1 protein-coding gene is annotated in these 676 nt (G+C 60.5%); it reads left to right on the top strand.

The annotated features are described in order from the left end of the window. Window positions 1-676, top strand: a 676-nt coding sequence (locus AX756_RS24795) for an IS3 family transposase (RefSeq protein ID WP_156461698.1), incomplete at both ends; no start/stop codon positions are given.

A 676-nucleotide genomic window follows, 5' to 3' on the forward strand; every position in this document is an offset into this window, starting at 1 on the left:
CTCCAATCCGAAAAACGCTCAAGCGTCCCAAATTATCTGACGACGGACAAGCATGGGGTCGAGCCGATCTGCACTGTCCTGCCGATTGCCCCTTCCACGTATTATGAGCACCTGGCGAAGCGGGCTGATCCAACCCGGTTGTCGGACCGCGCCCGGCGTGACGCGGCACTGCGGCCCGAGATCCACCGTGTTTTCGAAGAGAACTGGCGGGTCTATGGCGTGCGGAAGGTCTGGCGGCAATTGCAACGGGAAGGTTTTGACGTCGCCCGCTGCACGGTTGCCCGGTTGATGAAGAGCATGGGTATTCAAGGCATTATCAGGGGCAAGCCGCACAAGACCACGGTGCCCGACAAGAAGGCGCCATGCCCGCTGGACAAGGTGAACCGGCAATTCCGTGTGCCCGCGCCCAACACGCTCTGGGTCAGCGATTTCACCTATGTCGCCACTTGGAAAGGGTTCGCCTATGTCGCCTTCGTCATTGATGCCTATGCCCGCAAGATCGTCGGTTGGCGTGTCAGCACCTCGGCGCATGCCGGGTTCGTTCTCGATGCCTTGGAGCAGGCTGTTCATGAGCGGCGACCGACGAAGGCGATGGGGCTTGTTCATCACTCTGACCGCGGCAGCCAAGGCGGATTCAACCGGTCGTCGCAACACCCCATTGTTGGAGGTCCTGATG

Origin of the sequence: Aliiruegeria sabulilitoris, from assembly GCF_001558155.1 — a bacterium.
GTDB classification, from domain to species: Bacteria; Pseudomonadota; Alphaproteobacteria; order Rhodobacterales; family Rhodobacteraceae; genus Tropicimonas; species Tropicimonas sabulilitoris.